Origin of the sequence: Streptomyces sp. H39-C1 (assembly GCF_027158125.1) — a bacterium.
Taxonomy (GTDB): Bacteria; Actinomycetota; Actinomycetes; order Streptomycetales; family Streptomycetaceae; genus Actinacidiphila; species Actinacidiphila fildesensis.
In genome coordinates this window covers 83,587-101,074 of the sequence record NZ_JAPVLS010000028.1, presented here as the reverse complement: position 1 = coordinate 101,074, position 17,488 = coordinate 83,587, and the positions used below count along the sequence as shown (strand labels likewise).

The 17,488-nt window shown below is 68.1% G+C and carries 10 protein-coding genes and 5 pseudogenes; 7 read left to right on the top strand and 8 right to left on the bottom strand.

The features are described 5' to 3' along the window. Positions 1-252: hypothetical protein (locus tag O3W51_RS20290; protein ID WP_269287114.1), on the top strand; the 252-nt coding region annotated here is incomplete at its 5' end. An 86-nt stretch (positions 253-338) separates the two neighbouring features. On the opposite strand, the pseudogene O3W51_RS20285 reads toward O3W51_RS20290, so the two are convergent. Beyond that, positions 339-870: pseudogene (locus O3W51_RS20285) on the bottom strand (NADPH-dependent F420 reductase). A 30-nt stretch (positions 871-900) separates the two neighbouring features. Here O3W51_RS20285 and O3W51_RS20280 point away from each other — a divergent pair. Further along, a pseudogene (locus tag O3W51_RS20280) lies at positions 901-1,203 on the top strand (winged helix-turn-helix transcriptional regulator); the annotation flags it as partial. A gap of 311 nt (positions 1,204-1,514) precedes the next feature. Here the strand turns inward: O3W51_RS20280 and O3W51_RS48485 are convergent. From O3W51_RS48485 to O3W51_RS20265, 3 genes and pseudogenes are all read right to left on the bottom strand, one after another. Beyond that, a pseudogene (locus O3W51_RS48485) lies at positions 1,515-1,670 on the bottom strand (arabinofuranosidase catalytic domain-containing protein); the annotation flags it as partial. A gap of 30 nt (positions 1,671-1,700) precedes the next feature. Then, positions 1,701-2,897 (bottom strand): glycoside hydrolase family 75 protein, encoded by a 1,197-nt coding sequence (locus O3W51_RS20270; protein WP_269287113.1) that lies wholly within the window; start codon positions 2,895-2,897, stop codon positions 1,701-1,703. Positions 2,898-3,111: 214 nt separating this feature from the next. Beyond that, positions 3,112-4,470 carry a CBM35 domain-containing protein gene (locus tag O3W51_RS20265; protein WP_187145204.1) on the bottom strand — a complete coding sequence of 453 codons (1,359 nt, stop codon included), beginning with the start codon at positions 4,468-4,470 and terminating at the stop codon, positions 3,112-3,114. Between the two features lie 814 nt (positions 4,471-5,284). On the opposite strand from O3W51_RS20265, the gene O3W51_RS20260 reads away from it, so the two are divergent. Beyond that, positions 5,285-7,717 (top strand): CBM35 domain-containing protein, encoded by a 2,433-nt coding sequence (locus O3W51_RS20260; RefSeq protein WP_138355355.1) that lies wholly within the window; start codon positions 5,285-5,287, stop codon positions 7,715-7,717. Between the two features lie 435 nt (positions 7,718-8,152). On the opposite strand, the gene O3W51_RS20255 is transcribed toward O3W51_RS20260, so the two are convergent. The 3 genes and pseudogenes from O3W51_RS20255 to O3W51_RS20245 all read right to left on the bottom strand — a co-directional run bounded on the left by O3W51_RS20255 (position 8,153) and on the right by O3W51_RS20245 (position 10,859). Beyond that, positions 8,153-9,031 carry a GNAT family N-acetyltransferase gene (locus tag O3W51_RS20255; protein WP_138355354.1) on the bottom strand — a complete coding sequence of 293 codons (879 nt, stop codon included), beginning with the start codon at positions 9,029-9,031 and terminating at the stop codon, positions 8,153-8,155. Between the two features lie 380 nt (positions 9,032-9,411). Further along, positions 9,412-9,734 (bottom strand): annotated as a pseudogene (locus O3W51_RS20250) (IS982 family transposase); the annotation flags it as partial. A gap of 393 nt (positions 9,735-10,127) precedes the next feature. Continuing rightward, positions 10,128-10,859, bottom strand: coding sequence for an SDR family oxidoreductase (locus O3W51_RS20245; RefSeq protein ID WP_138355353.1), 732 nt, complete (start codon positions 10,857-10,859; stop codon positions 10,128-10,130). A 95-nt stretch (positions 10,860-10,954) separates the two neighbouring features. Here O3W51_RS20245 and O3W51_RS20240 point away from each other — a divergent pair, with 95 nt between their 5' ends. The 3 genes from O3W51_RS20240 to O3W51_RS20230 all read left to right on the top strand — a co-directional run bounded on the left by O3W51_RS20240 (position 10,955) and on the right by O3W51_RS20230 (position 13,897). Then, positions 10,955-11,806 carry a LysR family transcriptional regulator gene (locus O3W51_RS20240; RefSeq protein WP_138355352.1) on the top strand — a complete coding sequence of 284 codons (852 nt, stop codon included), beginning with the start codon at positions 10,955-10,957 and terminating at the stop codon, positions 11,804-11,806. A gap of 514 nt (positions 11,807-12,320) precedes the next feature. Then, on the top strand, positions 12,321-12,647 hold the full coding sequence (locus O3W51_RS20235) for a nuclear transport factor 2 family protein (RefSeq protein WP_138355351.1): 327 nt from the start codon (positions 12,321-12,323) through the stop codon (positions 12,645-12,647). A 335-nt stretch (positions 12,648-12,982) separates the two neighbouring features. Further along, on the top strand, positions 12,983-13,897 hold the full coding sequence (locus O3W51_RS20230) for a glutaminase (RefSeq protein WP_244809737.1): 915 nt from the start codon (positions 12,983-12,985) through the stop codon (positions 13,895-13,897). A 374-nt stretch (positions 13,898-14,271) separates the two neighbouring features. Here the strand turns inward: O3W51_RS20230 and O3W51_RS20225 are convergent, their stop codons facing one another. Further along, positions 14,272-16,299 (bottom strand): HelD family protein, encoded by a 2,028-nt coding sequence (locus tag O3W51_RS20225; protein ID WP_269287111.1) that lies wholly within the window; start codon positions 16,297-16,299, stop codon positions 14,272-14,274. Between the two features lie 566 nt (positions 16,300-16,865). Between O3W51_RS20225 and O3W51_RS20220 the strand changes: the two are divergent. Then, a pseudogene (locus O3W51_RS20220) lies at positions 16,866-17,288 on the top strand (IS110 family transposase); the annotation flags it as partial. Positions 17,289-17,488: the final 200 nt, after the last annotated feature.

The window sequence follows — 17,488 nt, the reverse complement described above, 5'->3', positions numbered from 1 at the left end:
TCCAACACCGCCCGCTCATCCGCACACAGCAGTAACGGCTCCAGTTTCGGGCCCCGACGAGGCACCGATGCACCAGCAGTAGAAGTCACACAGCATCTAACGATCAACTACTGGCGCAGGACACTAGAGGTGACCAGGCAGATCGGCTCCAAGAGCTCGAACATCCGGCGGGCGGCGTGCGTCATGGCCAACATCGTGCCTGCGGTCACGCCGCGCGCGGAGTGGAACGGGACACCTGATCGCCTCTTCTGACTCGACCGGATCGGGAACGGACGGCGGGGCGGCGTAACAGCGCCTGCCCCGCCCACGACGTCATGGCACCAGGGCCACGCCGTTTCCTACCGCACAACCCCGGTGCCGCTCTCTGCTTCCTGGTGGCCCGGTCCGGCCGCGTAGGCCAGAGGAGGTGCGATCGCCTGGGCGTCCGCCTCCTCCCCCACCCACAACGCGATGAACAGGGCCGCGGTCGCCTCCAGGAGCCCCGCCCGGTCGAGACCCCCGCCGGCCACGGGTTCGCAGCCCACGTCCCGCACCAGCTCGCGTACCCGCGCCAGCGCCGTCTCGTCGTCTCCGTAGACCGGCCGCGGCCAGGGGTCGCCCGTCGAAGACGGGCGGCCGCATGCGCCACACGTCCTCGGGGCAGAGGTTGAAGGCCTTGACCACGTGCGCTCCCGGTGCCGCCGCGGCAAGGTGCTGTGCGGCCGACGGGCCTCCTTCCGTCAGCAGCCCGGAAGCCCGGCCCGATGGGTTGGAGCAGTCGAGCAGCACCTTGCCCCCCAAGGCCGCGTGCAGGTCCCGTGCCACGTCTGCTCCGGCGCCGAACGGCAACGCGGCCAAGATCACCTGACCGAGCTGGGCCGCCGCGCGCAGACCGGCGGCCTTCGCGCCGTCTTCTGAACCGCCGTGGTGCTCTGGACCCTGCGCGGTGGACCCAGCCGCCCGGTCGAACTGGGCGAGCGGATCGGGGGCATCAGTTCCAAGGTCCTCACCGAGACGCTGCGCGGGCTGCAGTTCAACGGACTGGTCGACCGGCAAACCGACCCCGGCCACCCCTCACCGGTCGAGTACCGACTCACCGCACTGGGTCGGACGTGCCTCGCGCCCATCGGTGCGGTCGGGGTATGGGCCTTCGAGTACGGCGACGAGGTGATGGCGGCCCAGGAAGGGGCATCCACGCCCGCTGCGCCTTCTCCGGTGCACTGAGCGATGTGTCTCGGATCTCGAACGCGCCGCTGGGCCCGCGTCCGTGGCGCACGCTCAGGAGAGGGCTGGGCCGTGGCTGCGGGTCCTGCCCCGTAGCCGGCGTCGGGCCGGTCACGGGGCAGGACCCGTTCGGTGAGCGGCTGCCCCTGGGTGTCGTTCGCCGTCGACGCGCTCGGCTCCTCCAGGCCCTTGCCGACACCTACCTCGTGCAGCTCTCCCGTGCCCGACCCGGTGGAGGAGGTGCCGTGATCGACCAAGGTGATGTTGGCCTGGACCGCGTTCTCAGTGGCGTCCGAGGGGTGGCCGGAGGTCATGACGCCCTCGCAGAAGGGGCCGGCCGCGCCGATGCTGATGTCACCGCCGATGCCGAGAGTGATGGCACCCTGCTTCTTCCTCGGGTGCAGCCCGCGACGTCGGGACCTGGTTTCGGCACCTCTGTGGTGACGGTCATGGCCGGCGGCCAGCACTGCCGCCGGTCATGACCTGGCAGTGGGTCCTCAGACGACTATGCGGTCGAGGTTGGGTGCCCCGGCGGAGGGGTTGGAGAACTTGATGGTGTTGTTTCCGGCCTTGAGCTGGACGGTGACGTCCTTGGTGACCACAGTGTTGTAGTCGGGTGTCGCCGCGAAACTGACGGTCTGGTTGACGCCGTTGACGGTCACGACCGCGGAGCGGGACTGGCCGACACTCATGAAGGAGACACTCATCGTGTAGCTACCCGCAGCCGCCTTGGCCACGTTGTTGAACGTCGCGGTGCCACCGCTGCCCAGGTAGCTGAGCTTCTTCCCACCCGAGCAGTGCGCGCAGCTGGTGATCGTCGTGCCACCGGCCAGAGTCGACGCCTCAGCCTCGTACGAGCTGTTCCCACCGGGCGGCGGGTCAGTCGGCGGGTCGGTCGGCGGCGTGCCGCCGTTCATGCTGGAGCCGAGGGTGTCCAGGGCCTTTTGGACCAGGGCCTGGGCGTTGGTGTTGAGGTTGGCGTTGGTGCCATTGACGACCCAGGACGGACCCGAGAACATCGCCAGGGTCACGCCGTTGTCGACGCCACCGGTGGTGCCGCTGCTGGGTATGCCGAGCAGCTGGGCTGCCTTGACGGACGCCTCGCCGAGTTCACGGGAGTCGTTGTCGGAGGTGTCCTGGCCGTTGGCGGTCTGGGTGTCGCCGAAGATCGATCCGATGACCTTGCCGTTGTAGAACATCAGCGCGAACTGACGCCCTGACATGCCGTGTTCCTTGAAGTAGAAGTGCGGACAGGGGGTCTTGCGGTCCCAGCAGTCGTCGCCGAGGACGTAGAAGGGGACCTTGTGGGCGCCCAGTGCCTGGCCGTTGCTGTCCTCCCAGGTCGTCTCGCCCTGGTGGTCGGGGTCGGGGTCGGGGTCACTGCCGTCGGTGTCGATGGCCATGCCGGAACTGTAGGTGTAGATTCCCGGCGCGACCTGGAAGACGTTCACGTCGGAGTGGGTCATGGTGTTGATGTGAGGCTTGGTGTTGACCTTGTTGGCGGCCGTCGAGTTCTGCTGGATGCCGGCCAGCACCTGGGCGGCGGTGTAGGAGGTCGCGGCCGGTGCGGCAGCCGGGGCCGCCTTGACCGTTGCGGATGTCGTGGCGGCGTCGGCATGGCCGACGACAAGGGGGATGGTGAGCGCGGTGGCTGCGGCGGCTGCCACAACGAGGCGCGTACGGATCGATGACATGGCGGTGTGGGACCTCCATTGTTTGGCAGCAAAGCCTCTTGACGAGTCAATGCATGTGCGACTCTCGTCGCGCATTTGCCTCGCCTCATCAATCGGCTATGCCAGATCGATACTTCCGAGGGACAACCGACTCGCGATCTTGAGCTGAGTCGGTCCTCGCATGGATCCTGCGCCGGCCGCGGTGGTGATCCTGGCGCCGGCTCCCGTAGAGCTGTCAGACGACGATGCGGTCGAGGTTGGGTGCCCCGGCGGAGGGGTTGGAGAACTTGATGGTGTTGTTTCCGGCCTTGAGCTGGACGGTGACGTCCTTGGTGACCACAGTGTTGTAGTCGGGTGTCGCCGCGAAACTGACGGTCTGGTTGACGCCGTTGACGGTCACGACCGCGGAGCGGGACTGGCCGACACTCATGAAGGAGACACTCATCGTGTAGCTACCCGCAGCCGACTCGGCGACGTTGTTGAACGTCGCGGTGCCACCGCTGCCCAGGTAGCTGAGCTTCTTCCCACCCGAGCAGTGCGCGCAGCTGGTGATCGTCGTGCCACCGGCCAGAGTCGACGCCTCAGCCTCGTACGAGCCGTTCCCACCGGCCGGCGGGTCAGTCGGCGGGTCGGTCGGCGGCGTGCCGCCACCGGTGATCTTGTTGAAGATCCGGGAGTAGGCGTAGCCGCTGGCCTTGTCGTAACTGTGGACTTCCCAGAAGGACAGTTCCTGGACGCCGTTGGTGGCAGCGAAGGCTTCCAGCGTGGCGGCGTCGGCCTGGGTGAAGTTCTCGTTGTCGTCGTTCTTGCCGGCGATGGGGGTGAGGCCCATGCGTCCGTATGCCTGTGCGGTGGTGATGCCGTAGAGGCTTGCGAGTTGTGCGGCGGTGCCCTTGGCTGCGGACAGGGAGTCGTTGAGGGCGTTCTCGCCGTCGCCGAAGTCCATGGTCATGATGTTGACGAGGTTGATCTTGACGCCCTTGCCCTTGGCGTCCTTGAGGAGGTTGAGGGTGTCGGATTCGAGGCCGGAGGGGTCCACGGCCAGGGTGTAGTCGACCTCGATGTTGGGGTTTTGGGCCTGGAGGGCGGCCAGGGCCTGGTTGCGGCGGGTGTTGACCGCGGTGTTGCCCAGGGTGCTGCCTTCGATGTCGAAGTCGAGGCGGGTGATGCCGTAAGTGCTGGCGACGTTGGCGTAGGCGGCGGTCAGTGAGGAGACCGAGGTGCAGGTCTGCGCCAGTTCCCCGCCCTCGGCGCCGCCGAAGGAGATGATGACGTTGCCGCCGGCGGCCTTGAGGTCGTTGACCTGGGAGGTGAAGGCGCCCAGTGCGCTGTTGCCGGCCTCCCACTGCGGAGTACAACCGGACTTGGGAATCAGGAAGGCCAGGGTGTAGCTCTTCAGCCCTGTAGCCCTCATGTCAGCTGCCATGTCGCCGGCTGTGTCGCCGGCGAGCTCCAGGTAGGGCGCGGCGTAGTGGGCCGGGAACGTGCTCATCGCCTGGGGGCCGGCGTTGGCGGTCGCGTTGATGCCCATGGCCACCGCTGCCACCGGCAGCGCGGTGGCGATAAGCCCCTTGGTGAGTCGTGACCATGTCACGGATGTCCTCCAGGTGAGGTCGAGACGGGGCATCCCCCAAGGGGGTCGGGCTCCCGGCCGGCGTCGCGGGACCGGAACGTGTGCCGTGCGGATGCTCCGAGAGAGCCGACGGAGCACGGTGTCCCGGCGAGGGGGAGCTGCGATATCTGGTGCCTCGACGGAACCGTTGGGCTTGCGGACGCAGCTCGGGAGAGCACCTTGAGCTGAGTCGAGCTGACGAGTGGGGAGGAAACGGCGCGGGGCCGGGTGTTGTGGAGTTGACCCCGCGGCGCGCAGTCAATCCCTCCCGGGCAGCGCTCGTCAAGAAGTTGGGAAGGAAAGTTTCCTAATAATTAACCGCCACTGCGTCCCGGGGGTGGACCGGGGCGGACGAGCAACTGCCTTCATGGGCGTTTCGACGCCTCACCGAGGCGCTCGGCCTCCCGCCTCGCATCAACATCGGCGGACGCCCGGCATTCCGCGTGGAACCGCCGACGGAATCCGCATCCACGGCCGAGGCGGTTGCTTCGGAGGGAAGGCGTTCATGTGGATGAAATATGTTCAACCTCTTGACTACCGCAGGGCCCGGGAAGACTCTGGGCGACATACCAGTTAGGAAAGTTTCCTTACCATCCATCAGGCGCTCGCGTTTGCGCGGTCGATCGGCACGTGGCACGGGCGGCTCCACCCCTGCTTCAGCCGCCGGGACACGGCGGGACCCACCTCGACACGCCGGTCCCGCAGCTGTCGAAACAGCCCGCCCGCGCGCCTGGCACCGCATCCAGCCGTGCGGTGCCCGACCCCTACTTCCGCCCCCTCGCGTTGGGACGCCCCCATGCCATCGAACAGAAAACGCCGACTAGCATTCGGCGGAACCCTGGCCCTGTTGGCCGCCGGCGTCGCGGCGGCCGGCTGGACCGGCGTCACTGCCGGCACCGCCGGTGCATCCGCCGTGCCCCCCGGCGTCACCCCCGTGCCCGTGCAGCGGGCACTCGACCTGTCGGCTGCCAACCGCCGCGCCCCGCTGCCGGGCATGCCCGACTGGAGTAAAGCCGGTTACCTCGGCGGCCAGCCACTGCCCGGCGCCTCCGAGATCAACCCGTCGACGTCCTGCCAGATCACACCGTCCCAACTGGCGTCCGGCTACGGTGTGGTGCCGAGTGACAGCAAGGATGATACGAACGGCATCCAGGCCGCGATCGACAAGCTGAAGAGCACGTGTTCGCCGACCGGCTCGTACACCAAGCTGTCGCTGATCTCGTTCCCGGCCGGCGTCCTCAACGTCTCCCACCAGATCGCAGTGGACGCCAACTACACCATCCTGCGGGGCGCCGGCAGCGATCCGACGACCGGTACGTCCTTCGAGTACCGGCCGGATGCCAACACTCTGTACGACACCCTCACCTCGGACGGCACTGACTCCGACGGCGACAACATGACCTCGGGCGACGGCAAGATGGGCTGGGCGTGGCCCGGCACCGGCCTGTTCCGGGTCAGTTCCCGTACGGTCGACCCCTCCTACCAGGCGGAGTACAACGCCGCGCCGGCGAACCGCAAGGAGATCTTCCTCGGCTCCATCAACCAGCAATGGAAGGCCGGCGCCAAACTGCGGGCCAAGCCGGGCGAGACCACGTTCGCCGCTCGGCAGGGCGACACGGTCGTCTACCTGGCGACCAGCGCCAAGATGACCAGTTTCAAGGTCGGCGGATTCGTGAATATGATGGCCGCCAACTCACAGAAGTTCTACCAGTCGATGGACGCGGTCAGCGCGACGTTCCCCGAAGAGAACCTGCAGATGCGGCAGCAGATCTTCACGATCAGCGCGGTCGACGCCACCAACCACACGGTCACGGTCGACAAGCAGCTCGAGTACGACATGCCGATCGACTCCACCTCCGACGGCTCAGCACCGATAGACGGCGCCGTCTACGCCAGCAAGGCATCGCCGCTGGTCGAGCCGGTCGTCGGAGTCGGCCTGGAGAACTTCTACATGACCCAGCCGATGTCGAACCTCAACCAGGCCGCCTCGGTCCAGAACTACGGCAACATGGACCCGCACGCCGAGATGAACGGCGTCGTTCTCAAGTGGGCGGTGAACGACTGGGTCCGGGGGGTCCGGACCTACATGACCGGCTCGCACCCGATCGTCACCGAAGAGGCCAAGAACGTTCAGATCCAGGACAACTTCCTGGACGGTTCGTGGAACAAGGGCGCCGGCGGCCGGGGCTACTTCCGCGGCTCACGGGTCTGGGACTCGCTCTACGCCAACAACGTCACCCGCAACCTGCGGCACTTTACGTTCCAGTGGTCGGCGTCGGACAACGTGGCGATCGGCAACGACATCGACTCCGACTTCAACCTGCACGGCGGGTACGAGCGCCGGAACCTGATCGAGCTCAACACGCAGGCCGTGCCGTACGACCACCGCGCCGGCAACTGCCAGTCCAACTGCGGTGACGACGGCGGCGCCAACACGACACCCGACACCTCGAACTGGTACCCGATCTACTGGACCGCAGGTCAGAAGGGCGTCAAGTGGTCGGGTGCAACCGGACCTCAGAACGTCTTCTTCGACAACACGATGACCAAGCAGCTGTCCACCGGCGGTCCGTACCAGCCGTACTACCCGCTGAAGAACACGATCTACCAGTTCGGCGTGGCCGGCCCGTCCGGCGGCGCCTACCACCCGCTCGACGTGGGCGGCACGCCGATCGCCGACTGGGCAAAGAACGAGCAGAAGGACTACACCGGCGGCCACGGCGTCGACGCGTCCCGGACCGACACCGGTCAGTCGCTCTTCCTCAAGACAGTGGGCCCGGTGATCCCACCCACAGGCACGCCCACCCCGACCCCGACGGACACGCCCACGCCCACGGATACACCGACCACGACGCCGACGACCACCCCTTCCCCCGGCAAGTCCTACGAGGCGGAGAAGGCGACCCTGGGCACCGGCACCACGGTCACCAACTGTGCACACTGCTCCGGCGGTAAGAAGATCAGCTTCCTGGGCAGCAGCACCTACTCGGTGACCGCACCCGCCGCCGGCACCTACCCGATGACCATCTACTTCATGAGCGTCGGCAGCGTCCACACCGCGACCGTGACCGTCAACGGCGCGACCCAGACAGTGAACTTCCCGGCAACGCCGGACTACAACACCGTCGTCACCCTGAGGGTCCAGGTACCCCTGAAGGCCGGCACCAACTCCATCGCCATCATCAACACGGCGGGCACCGGCCCCAACCTGGACCGCATCGTCATCTGATCCGCGAACGCCCCAGGCCCGCGCCCAGGGACCGTTTCCGAGGCGTGCGGCTGGTGCCGACGGCGGCTCCGACAGTGTGACGCCGAGGGCGGCGGTCGCAACGCATGTGCGGGCAGGACGACGAGATCGCGTTGGCCTGCCGGCCAGGCGTGCGGGCTTCGCGCAGGGGAGGCACCGCGATGAGGACTCCCCCAATGACCAGGTTCCTACCCCCGCCTACCGGCGCGGTCGGCCAGGTCGCCGGTGTTGGCGACCTGGCCGGTGGAGCCCATACCGGTACCGGTACTGCCCGACGGTGGCTCGTCAACGGTCGTTGCAACACCCCGGATCAGCTACCCCCGAGACGGAGCTACACCCACCATCAATCGCGGACCGAGCCGCAATGGGGGACGGGCCGGACGAGGTGATGCCCAGGTCCGGCCCGTCCGCTCGCCTCTACAGGTCGAGCTGGTACTGGAGTGTCGTGTGTGTGGGAACGTAGCCGAGGCTGTCGCTGATGTGTCTCATGTGCGTGTTGCTGTCGGCAGTGTCGGTCAGGAGGCCGCCGAGGTCTGGATAGCGCCCGTGGGCTTGTCGGATCGACTCGGCCTTCATCCATCGGCCGAGTCCGTGTCCGCGGTGCTCGGGCAGTACGCCGGTACCGTAGTGCTGGCCATCACCCGTGCCATTGCCGGGGACGACGAGTTCGGTGAATCCGGCGATCGAGCCGTCCGCAGTGTCGATGGCGACAACCGTGTGCAACTGGTCGCCGCGCTCTTCAACGGCCTTCGCCGCAGCCCGGACCCGGTCCACGTCCCAGGCCACGATGCCGTGGTCGGTGTCCTCCATGGGCATGTCGTCCATGGCCCGGTGTGAGGCGGCAAACGCCTGGGCGAGGTCGTCGGGGACGGTACCCTGCCACGACGCCAGCCGGTAGCCGGGATGCGGACGCTCGATGATCTCGGCGAGGGCGATGGCGTCCACGTCGGCCAGTGGCAAGCGGGCGAACCTCAAGGTGAGCACCCTACGGAAGCCGCGGGCCGGCAGGAAGTGATCGCCGGGCGATCCGGCCTGGGCCTGCGCGCTGACGCAGCGCCGGGCGTTGTCCCGGGCGGCGGCCACGGCCGTGTCCAGGAGCTGGGAGCCGACGCCCTTGCGGCGCTCCACGGGATGGACGTGGAGGGTCAGTTCGGCCAGGTGCTCTTGTCCGCCATCGAACAGACGCAGATAGGCCGTCCCGACGGGGATGGAATCGGCGTCGGACGCCAGCCATGCAAGGCGTCGGCTGTGCGCCCCGTGAGCGGGGTCGGTCAGTGGGGTGATGCGAAACGACAAGGTGTCTCCGTCGTGAGGAGGTGGCAATGGTCAGTACGCGGGCTCAACTGCTGGGCACTCCTGCGCATGTGCTCCACACCTCCTCGTCGACAGAGCCTGTCCGGATCAGCATGGACGGCTGGGAGAACTTAGCTGGCCTATCGGTTCCTCGGCAATGGGTTAACTGAAGGCTGGTGCGGCCGTGAGGCCACAGCCACTCATTGATGGCCGCGACCAGCACGGTTGCTTCGTAGCTGGCCGGCGCCGAAGCCGTCCTGAGACACCGCGCACTGCTCGCCAGCGGCGACTTCGACCGCTACTGGACCTACCCTCTGGGCCAAGAGAACCAGCGCAACCACCAGGCCCGCTACCAACTCACTGCTTGACCTACGAAGTCACTCCCAGCAATCCGCACCCGTTGCGACGAGGCGGTTGACCTGGGCGATCAGGTCGGTGACCTTGCGCAGGCGCCGGTTGTAGCCGGACTGTCCGGGCAGGTAGGGGAACAGGTACCGCAGGTGGGCCTGGGCGTGGCGGATCCAGCGGCGTTCGGAGGTGCAGCCCAGCATGGCCTGCATCACCGCGAGGGTGACCAGCTCGGCATCCGTGAGCCGGGGCGGGAGCCCGACGACAGGCGCCACGGCGCCAGGTACGGCGATTCCTTCAGCAGGTCGTCGGACTTCACGTAGAGCGCGGTCGCGAGGGAGTCCAGGTCTGGCGTCACAACCGACCTTTGGACTCCCTCGCTTCATGTCATGCGTGCCGGCGAGCCCTTCTGTGACTTGCCAAGATAGGTGTCACCAATTCTGCGGGCCGACCTGGGCTTCGGTGGCACAGCCATCGCGCCACTTGTCGGCAGATGGTCGACCTTGTGGGCACCTGCTCCGAGTTTTCGGCCCGGTTGTCACCGAGCGCATGGAGATTCGGCGGGTCGGAGGATTGGTGAACAGCAGTGAGGTCTTGCGATTCGGATCCCCGGGTCACGATTGTTGGAGGCGGTAACGGTGCGGGGCGTTGCCCCGGGCACCGGAGCGTTGGCAGGGACGGCCACCACGGATCTCTTCGAGATGCGTGGGCGCAGCGGCATCAGCATGGCGGGTGATGGCCGCCGTGCACATCACCAGGGCACGACTCCGGCGTCGTCGAAGAACTGTCCGGTGGGGCCGTCGTCGGGCAGGGTCGCGAGTTTGATGGCGATCGCCGCGCCCTGTTCGGGGGTGCGCACGCCGCGGAAGCCGTTGAGGTCGGTGGCGACGTAGCCGGGGCAGCCGGTGTTGATCAGAATGTTCGTACCGCCCAGCTCCCGGGCGTATTGGAGGGTGACGGCGTTCAGGAAGGTCTTCGACGGCGCGTACGCCGCGGACACCGGACCTACCGTCTGCTCGGCGGCGGGTCCTGACTGCCGGGTGAGGGAGCCGACGCTGCTGGACATGTTCACGATCCGTGGTGCGGCGGAGCGGCGCAGCAGCGGCAGCATCGCGTTGGTGACGCGGATGACGCCGATCACGTTGGTGTCCACGACCGTGTGGATGGTGGCGGGGTCGATCCGGGTGGGCTCCTGTGGCATGTCGCCTGCGATGGCGGCGTTGTTGACGAGCACGTCGAGGCGTCCGGCCTGTTCGTCGATCAGCCGTGCGGCGGCGGTCGCGCTCGCGTCGTCGGTCACGTCCAGCGGTACGGCGAACGCGTCGATGCCAGCGGCGCGCAGTTTCTCCACCGCGGCGCTTCGGCGCTGGTCGTCGCGAGCGCCGACGCCGACGCTCCAGCCGAGGGTGCCCAGGCCTGCGGCGATCTCGTAGCCGATTCCCTTGTTCGCGCCGGTGACCAGCGCGATCTTCCGTTCAGTCATAGGGACGATGCTGCCTTCGGGCCTCGGCGGAAGTCCAAGACCGATCGGGTGCGCAACGATACCGTCAGGGTATTGATCCGGGATAGCGTGGCCGGATGGAGACCCGGGAACTGCGGTATTTCGTCGCCGTCGCTGAAGAGCTGCACTTCGGGCAGGCCGCGCAGCGGCTCGGGATCGCGCAGCCACCGTTGTCACGGGCGATCCAGCGGCTCGAACGCCGGCTCGGGGCAGTGCTGTTGGATCGGACCAGTCGCACTGTCACGCTGACCGAGGCCGGATCGGTGCTGTTGGTCGAGGGCCGGGCGGCTCTCGACGCGGTCGAGGCCGCCGAGCGTCGGACCCGCCGCGCCGCCCTTTCCGTGACCGGCCGCCCCGGCCTGGTCCTGGTCACGAAGGCCAGCGCGTCCAGGGAACTGCTGGCGAGACTGCTCGACGCGTACGCCGCCGAACCCGGCGCGGTCCCCGTCGACGTCATCCTGTGCGGTCCGGCCGAGCAGGAACGACTCCTGCGCGACGGCCGGGCCGACGTGGCGCTGCTGCACCGGCCGTTCGACTCGACGGCTGGATTCCACACCGAAGAGCTCAGCACGGAGAGTCAGGTTGTGGTCCTGCCGGCCGGGCATCCGCTCACCGCCCGGGCCCATGTGCACATGGCCGACATCACCGGGCTGCCGGGCCTGCCCCTCCCCCGCTGGCCCGACCCCGACGGCACCTACCCGCCCGGCCCCGGCCCGCAGGTCCGCGACCATGCGCAGTTGTTGCAGCTCGTCGCGCTCGGCCGTGCCTGTGCCGTCTCACCGGATTCGTGCCGAGCCCAACTGCACGGTGACCTCGCCGCCGTGCCCGTGCTGGACGCGCCGACGGTCACCACCGTGATCGCCTGGCCACCGCACAGCCGGTCCAGAGCCGTCGCCGACCTCATCCGGACTGCGACACGTCTCCAGTAGCTCCCACTCGCCCCGGCCAGGCTCCACCCATCGTGGCCCGGCTCAGTCGGCAGATCGCGGTGGGTGCACGCGGCTGGTGCCGGTCTGCGCGACCAGGTGACATCCATCTCGACCCTTCACCCCTTCGCATCATTCATCTAGGGGTTCCATCCCCGCGCGGGTGGGGAGCAGCTCGACGGCGAGGCGACCGGGACGAGTGTTCCGGGTCCATCCGCACGCGGGCGGGGAGCACGGCATGTCGGGCGCAAACCGCCAGATTTGTCCGCGACGTGTTCGTTGGAGAGGAACCCCCGCCAGATCAGGTCACGGCAACCAAGTGGTCGGCTTTGGAAGCCCTCCGGGGGTGTACGCGTGGTCAGGTCGAGTGGGCGGGTGGCGAAGAGGTGCAGACCGTACGGTGGCTGCAGGCAGATGCCGAACGGAAGGTCGTTCGAGGTGGGAATGTGCCGATCGGCAGGTAGTCCCGGTCTGGTCTCCCCTGGACGAGCAAGGGAACACTCTGCATGATCAACTGGTGACCACCCCAGAGACCATCGTCGAACGCCAGCTCGCCGCCTACAACTGCCATGACCTCGAAGCCTTCGCGGCGACGTACGCCCCCGACGTCTGCATCAACCGCCGCAGCGGCGACCGCCTGCTCGGGCGCGACGCCGTGCGGGAGGCGTACGCCGACATGTTCGCCAAGGGCCGCTGCCGGGCCGAGATCGTCGGCCGACTCACCGAGGGCGACTGGGTGGTGGACCACGAGATCGCCCACGGCATCACGCAGGACCCCCTCCGCGTGCTGGTCGCCTACCGGGTCCGCGACGGCCTGATCGACCACGTCGACTTCCTCGGCTGACTGCCGGACACCTCCTGGACGTGTCTACCCTGCAGATCGCCAGGAGCGCTTTTGCAGGGGCGGGAAAAGCAAGGGCCCTCGGGCCCCCAGGCAGACCCACCGGACGACATCTACAGCGAGGTCTGCCACGCAGTCGAGGCCAAGGGTCGTCAGGGCGTCGAGCGATGCCCTACGCTCGGCGCTGACCGTCAGGCCAAACCGGCTGACCTCCGGTTCGCCCACGCCCCGCCGGTCCTTGACGCCGACACCGTCTCGGCCGCTGGGGACAGCGGCGCCGAACGCGAACGCCGGATCCCCCCGAGATCGGCCGCGGTCCGTCGTGGCAGGATGACGCCGTGGAGGACCTGCAAGAACTGCTCAACGAGTGCCAGCGCGCCGCCCGCGCCACCGCCGGTCAGGGCGAGGTCGCCGACTACATTCCGGCGCTCGCCGCCGCCGACCCCGAGGCGTTCGGCATGGCCATCGCCACGGTCCAGGGCGAGCTCTACCACGTCGGCGATTGGGAGCAACCCTTCTCGATCCAGTCGATCTCCAAGCTCTTCACCCTGCTCCTGGCCCTGTCCCACGGGGATGACACGCTCTGGCAAGGCGTCGGGCTGGAGCCATCCGGTACCCGCTTCAACTCCCTGTTCCAACTGGAGTCCGACCACGGCAAGCCCCGCAACCCGTTCATGAACGCCGGCGCGCTCGTCGTCACCGACCGGCTGCAGGCCCTGACCGGCGACGCCTCGGGCGCGGTCCTCGACCTCCTGCGCACCGAGTCCGGCAACCCCGCCATCGCCGTCGATCCGCTGGTCGCCGCCTCGGAGGCGCAGACCATAGACCGCAACGCGGCGCTGGGCCACCTCATCAAGAGCTACGGCAACCTGCGCAACGAGGTGCCCGTCGTCCTCGACCACTACATCGCGCACTGCTCGATCAGCGCCAGCTGCCGCGACCTCGCCCTGGTCGGGCGGATGCTGGCGCGACACGGACTGGCCGCGGACGGAACGCGACGACTCACCCGCTCACAGGCCAAACGGATCAACGCGGTAATGCTCACCTGCGGCACCTACGACGAGGCCGGAGAGTTCGCCTACCGGGTCGGGCTGCCCGCGAAAAGCGGCGTCGGCGGCGGGATGCTCGCCATCGTCCCAGGCCGAGCCGCGATCTGCGTCCGGGGCCCGCGCCTGGACCCGGCCGGCAACTCGGTAGCGGCCATGACCGCACTCGACCACTTCACCACCGCCACCGGCTGGTCCATCTTCTGACCAAAGCGGCCCGGGATCAGCGCCGAAGTCGCCCCTCCCGGGCCTGCGGTGCGCAGCTACCACCGGCCGCGTCCCGTCACGGGGCCCCAGGGCCGAGACACGCTCACCCCCGCGCAGGCGAGCGGCCACCGGTCGCCGACCTTCGACAGCCGTGGGAGTAGCCGGCGGAGGCGAACAAGCTCACCCCAACACGCATCCGGCGGGAGTCCAAACGCCTCCCAACCGCTCCCCCAGCACATAACTCACAACATCGGGAAAGACGGAGGTAGAGGGGAAGTCAGCTCACCACCGGCCCACGCTGGCCGACCCACCCCGGCACCACAGGCGACCTCCTCTCGGGCTGACCGAGCTGTACCCCGCGAACCGCCGAGTCGTCAGGCGGGCTGGACGGTGATGGTGCAGAGGCGCTTGGTGGCCCGGGTCAGGGCTACGTACAAGTCCCTTTCCCCACCGGGGCGGGCCGTGATGATTTCCTCGGGGTTCATGACGACGACCCCGTCGAATTCCAGGCCGCGTGCTTCGGACGCCGGCACGATGCGTGCGTGGTGAGCGATGCCCTGGGCCGTCAGCTCGCTCACCCTGGTGTCCGCGCAGATCACTCCCAGAAGCTCGCCCGGGTGCGCGGTGCTCTGGGCGCGGAGTTCCTGAACGACGGTGGCGACCACCTCGTCCGGAGGGGTGGTCGCGGTGCGAGGGCGCTCACCGCTTCGCAGTGACCGTGTGGGCTTCTGGTCCGGAGCGATCCGCGTGAGCAGGTCCCGGACGCTCTCCAGGATCTCCTGCGTGGTGCGGTAGCTGACGGTCAGGTTGTGCTGTTTGAACCGCGGTCCGACGTGGGGGCTCAGTGCTCCCTTCCAGTCGCGTGCTGTCGCGACCGGGCCTGCCTGGGCGAAGTCACCCACCAGCGTCATCGCCCTGGCCGGGCAGCGGCGGACGATCATCCGCCACTGCATGGCGGTCAGTTCCTGCGCCTCGTCGACGACGACGTGCCCGTACGTCCGCTCGGGAGGGCCGTCGACCAGGCTCGCCGCCTCGTCCAGCAACGGCACATCGGCATCGGTCCACGGGTCGTCCGGACCGCGCAGCAGAAGGGACCGCTCCTGCGCGGTCAGGCGGGGCAGGCGCTCGGCGAGAGCGCCGGCGTTCGCCAGGAGCGCCTTCACGAGGTCACCGGGTACCAGCCGCGGCCACAACACCTCGACCGCTCGGTCGACGCCGGCGTCGTCGAGGAGATCGGCTCGGATGGCGTCCAGGTCCAGCTCGTGGACCGGACCCGGGTCGGCCGCACCTTCGGCACGGCGCTGGGCAGCTCCCGTGAACCGGTCGAGGTCCAGGCCCGTCATCCTGACGGCATCGGCGTCGATCTGCTCCAGGAGGCCGCCCATGTCTCGTTGCATCGCGTCGGTGACGGCGTCGACCAAGAGCTCCCTGAACACCTGGCGCGCGGGGTTGTGCCCCGGTGCGGCTGCCACCGCGGCGTCACGTGCGGTGGCGACTTCCTCGCCGGACAGGTGAACCCGTTCCCGTCCGACCCGCACGGTGAAGTCACCGGCGAGGGCTTGGTGGACACGCAGCAGGCCGGCCAAGGCGTCGGCGAGGTCGGAGCCGCCCTTGAGACGCGCCGTATCGAACGAGTCCACCGTGTCCGTGGACACTCCGGCCAGTTCCCGGCAGGTCGCCAGAACGACGTCGTTCTCTCCGAGCGAGGGAAGGACCTGGGAGATGTAGTCGAGGAACCGGGCGTTCGGGCCCACCACGAGGACACCCTCCTCCGCGGCGCGCGGAAACGCGTACAGGACATAGGCCGCCCGGTGCAGGGCGACCACCGTCTTGCCGGTGCCGGGCCCGCCCTGCACCACGGTCACCCCGCGGTGGGCGGAGCGGACGATCTCGTCCTGCTCGGCCTGCAGCGTCGCGACGGCCGCGTGCATCCTGCCCGTACGCCGTGCCGACAGAGCCTCGGCCAACGGGCCGTCCCCCACGACGTCCTCGTCGGTCGGGGCGGTTCCGTCCAGCAGTTCGTCACTCACCGAGACGACCGTGCGCTCCTCGAGGCGCAGGTGCCGGCGCCGCCGCAGGTCCATCGGGTGGACCGGTGTCGCCTCGTAGAAGGGCCGCGCCGCGTTCGCGCGCCAGTCCACGAGAAGAGGCAGGTCATCCTCCTCCGTATGCAGTCCGATCCGCCCGATGCGCAGGACCGTGCCATCCGTCCAGTCGATGCGCCCGAAAACCAGCCCCTTTTCGGAACCCTCCAGCCGGCCGATTTCCTTGGCCAGACGCTCGGCGGCGATTTCCCTCTCGTATGCCTCACCGGCGCTTTCCGCCGGGGCCTTCAGCACACTCGCTCGGCGTACTCGCGCCTCGGAAAGCCGCTCGGTGAGCAACTCATACAACGAGGACACATAATCCCGCTCCAAGTCAACCGCACGCACAGCGGAATCGTTCAGTTTCGACAACAGGGGGCTCCTTCGATTCGAGCCACACCATACGGTCAAAGCTCTCTAAAGATAAGTCTTGACTTACTTGGCAACCCATGGCCCTACGACTGAATCCATGACGGCTGACCCTATGGCGAACCATGCATTCCACCGTTCCGCATATCGCTAATTGCGCTCCCGCTGCTCGCCTGCCTTATCGCGAGCCAGCCCTTGGGTGCCGGCGATGTTTTGCCGCACTCGAGAATCGGCCGGCGGACGACAAGAGTGCCCGCCGGACCTTCAGGGACCTGTGCGAGCGCTATCTCGGCGATGAGGTCGAGGTGCCTCCGTCCGAACGCATCACTGCCTATGTCGAGGCCCTTCTCGAGCGGTGGTGCGGCATCACCAATCTCTCCGCACCGACAGGACGCGGATTACGGGCACGAGCGCCGATATCTCCCGGGGTAAGGCAGGCTCTTCGTAACGTGGATGCCGGCACGCTGATGCCGCAGGTGAGGCCGGGAAGGGTACGACCGCCGTGGAGAGTACGCGTGATCGACACGGGTGACATCGACGTCTACCTCGGCCTGCACGTGGGCAAGGGCGAACACCATGCCACCGCCCTGACCCCGGTCGGCAAACGGGTCCTCGACAAGCGGCCGCCCAATACCGAGCCCAAACTGCGCGAGACCTTCGCCAAGCTGCAGGCCAAGCACGGCTCCCTGCTGGTGGTGGTCGGCCAGCCCGCCTCGATCGGCGCCCTGCCCCTGGCCGTGGCCCGCGACACAGGCTGCCGCGTCGCCTACCTGCCCGGCCTGACGATGCGAAGAATCGTCGACCTCTACCCTGCCGAGGCCAAGACCGATGCCCGCGACGCGGCGATCATCGCGGACGCCGCACGCACAATGCCGCACACGCTGCGCGACCTGGCACCGTCCGACGAGACCGTCGCCGAACTGGAGATGATCGTTGGACATCTTCGACCAGCTTGAGCAGTCCGACGCGCAGCAGGTCCGCGCCAGACTCCAGGCCCAGCGCACGGCACACACCGCAGCTGGCGGCGCGGACCGAGTCGCGCGCCGGTGACCTCGCCATCCCGCCTGCGCACCTTCCGGTCAGGCGATTCAAGGTCTTCACAACGTTTGTTCAACACCTCGTCGACAGAGTGCTGACA